The following is a 2,517-nucleotide window of genomic DNA, read 5'->3' on the forward strand; positions in this document are numbered from 1 at the left end:
CCGAGCGCGGCGGTGAGTGCCGTGCCGGCGCCCAGCGCGAGGGCCGTGCGGCGGGACGTGAGCCGGTGGCCTGCGGCCTGGGGGATCTGCGGTGACATCGCTGCTCGCTTCCTCTCGGCGGTGGCGGCGGTGGGGGGAGTCAACCGGCGCCGCGCGGCTGTGTCGAATAGGCTCTCGCGCCACGATCGATTCGCAGGTCGTATCACCGCACGCGGGAGGGGCCGCTTGCTCACGGAACGGCACTTGGAAATCTTTGTCGCGCTCGCCGAGGAGGAGCACTTCGGCAGCGCGGCCCAGCGCGTCGGCATCACGCAGCCGCCGCTCTCGCAGGGGTTGCGCCGCCTTGAGGCGCTGCTCGGGGTGCGGCTGTTCGACCGGGGCAGGGGCGTGGCGCTGACCGACGAGGGCGCGCGGCTGCTGCCGCATGCGCGCACCGCGCTCGCCGCCATCGGCGAACTGCGCGAACTCGGCGCGCGAGAACGGGCCGAGGGCCCCAGGATCCGCCTCGGGGTCGCACCGGAGGCGCCCTCCCGGCTGGTCGCCGCGCTCGCGGCGGCGCCCGCGCGGGCCGGTATCCCGGGCCGGATCGGCGTGGTGACCGCGCCGACCGCGACGCTGCTCGCGCAGGTCGCGGCGGGCCGGCTCGACCTCGCGGTGATCCGCCACCCCGCGGTGCTCGGCGGGCTCGCCGCGGGCCGCGTCGCCCTCCTCCCGACCTGGCACCTGGCCCCTGCGGCCCGGCCCGGCGGGCCGCGCCGCCGGCTGCCCGTCGCCGTGCGCCCGCGGAGCGAGGCGCCCGCAGCGTACGACCTGTTCGTCGACGCGCTCGCCAGCAGGGGGCGGCGCGTGGAGACCGTCGTGGTGCCTGACGAGCGTGCCGCGCTCGCGCTGGTCGCCGCGGGGCAGGCGACGCTGGTCACCGCCGACGGGTCGCTCGCCGCCGAGGGTGTCGAACGCACGGCGGCCACCGACCCGCCGCTGCCGCTGCGGCTGCGCGTGGTGTGGGACCCGCGCACCCCGGCGGCCGACGAGACGGGCCGCACCGCGCAGGCGCTGACCGGGGCGCTGCTCGGCGGGGCGCCCTCCCGCACCGCCCCGGACGCGTCATGAGCGGCATCGAGCGCGAACTGCGCGGCATGTTCGCGGACGCGGGGGTGCGGGGCTGGCTGCACGTCGCGGACGTGCGCGATCCCTCGGCGCGCGTGGTGGTCGACCCGGAGGGCAACGTCCCCGTGGGATCCCTCTACAAGGTGCCGCTGATGGTCGCGTTCTGCCGGCTCGCGGACGCGGGCGTACTCGACCCCGTGCGGCGGCTCACGCTCGACCCCGCCGACCGGGTGCCGGGGCCCACCGGCCTGTCGCTGCTGCGGGACGCCGCGACGCTGTCGCTGCGCGACCTGGTCGTGCTGATGATCACGGTCTCCGACAACACGGCGGCGGACGCGGTGCTGCGCGCGGTCGGCCCCGAGGCCGTCGAGGAGGTCTGCCGGGTCTTCGGGATGCCCCGTACGCACATCAGGGGCGGCGCAGCGCGCGCCTGGGAGCGGCTCGTCGAGGAGACAGGGGCGGCCTCGCCCGCCGCGGCGCTCGCCCGGGTGGCCGACAACGACGACGCCGTCTCCGAGGCGGTGTACGACCCGGTCTCCAAGGCGTCGAGCACGCCCGCCGACATGGCGCGGCTGCTGCGCGCGATCTGGACGGACCGCGCGGCGTCCCCCGGGTGGTGCCGCTTCATGCGGGAGGCGATGGGCAGCCAGGCGTGGAGCCACCGGCTGGCGTCCGGATTCCCGTACGACGACGTGACGGTCTCCGGCAAGACGGGCACGTTCGGCGCGATGCGCCACGAGGCGGGCGTCGTGGAGCTGGCGGACGGCAGCGCGTACACCGCCGTGGTGTTCACCCAGGCGGCCCGCGCCGACCGGCGCCTGCCGCGCGCCGACGCGGTGATCGGCGCGGCGGCCAGGGCCGCCGTGGAGGAGCTGCGGACCGCCGAGGGCCGCTGAGCCGCGGGTGCCGCGGGTGTCAGGCGTCGGCGGCGCCCGCCGCCCGGTGGCGGCTCTCCAGGTAGGGGGTGTGGGTCTGCCGCCGGCGCGCCCCGGCCTCGCGCAGGGCCTCGGCGAGCGCCCCCGGCTCCTCCCGCATGCGGTGGGCGTACGGACCGCCGCGCGTACGCCGATGGGTGAGGGCCGGGGACCGGCCCGGTGCCCGGCGTCAGGACCTGGCGTTCCTGGCCGTCCGCCGGATGATGTCGTTGGTGGGCACCGGCGCGGGCACGACGCCGCTCAGCGGCGTGGTGCGGTCCAGTCCTGCCTGGTCGGTGACGACGCTGTCGCCGTTGGCGACGTAGCCGGCGTCCGCGAGCAGCGGGGCGCCGGAGCTGGAGGTCTCGGGGGCGGTGGAGGTGATGGTGAGGGTGGCGCGCGGCTCGGCGCGGGCGGCTGCGGCACGGCGGTCGGGCGGCCCGGACCCGGCGCCCGCGCGGCTCGACCCCCGGCCCGCGCGGCTCGACCCCCCGCC

Annotated in this window: 2 protein-coding genes and 1 pseudogene; 2 read left to right on the top strand and 1 reads right to left on the bottom strand. The window is 78.1% G+C overall.

The genetic code is table 11. The annotated features are described in order from the left end of the window. The first annotated feature begins 243 nt into the window (after window positions 1–243). Together ABEA77_RS33660 and ABEA77_RS33665 are read left to right on the top strand one after the other, a co-directional pair. Window positions 244–1,110: a LysR family transcriptional regulator gene (locus ABEA77_RS33660; protein WP_345655943.1), complete on the top strand. Its 867-nt coding sequence runs from the start codon at window positions 244–246 to the stop codon at window positions 1,108–1,110. Next, entirely contained in the window at window positions 1,107–2,003 is an 897-nt protein-coding gene (locus tag ABEA77_RS33665; protein WP_345655945.1) for a serine hydrolase, read from the top strand. The genes ABEA77_RS33660 and ABEA77_RS33665 overlap by 4 nt, the downstream gene beginning before the upstream one ends. A 208-nt stretch (window positions 2,004–2,211) precedes the next feature. Here ABEA77_RS33665 and ABEA77_RS33670 read toward each other — a convergent pair. Next, window positions 2,212–2,517 (bottom strand): annotated as a pseudogene (locus ABEA77_RS33670) (hypothetical protein); the annotation flags it as partial.

Source organism: Streptomyces tremellae (assembly GCF_039540215.1).
Taxonomy (GTDB): Bacteria; Actinomycetota; Actinomycetes; order Streptomycetales; family Streptomycetaceae; genus Streptomyces; species Streptomyces tremellae.

Coding starts and splice junctions, on each gene's coding strand:
- ABEA77_RS33665 (WP_345655945.1), top strand. CDS start 1,107: ATGAGCGGCATCGAGCGCGAACTGCGCGGCATGTTCGCGGACGCGGGG.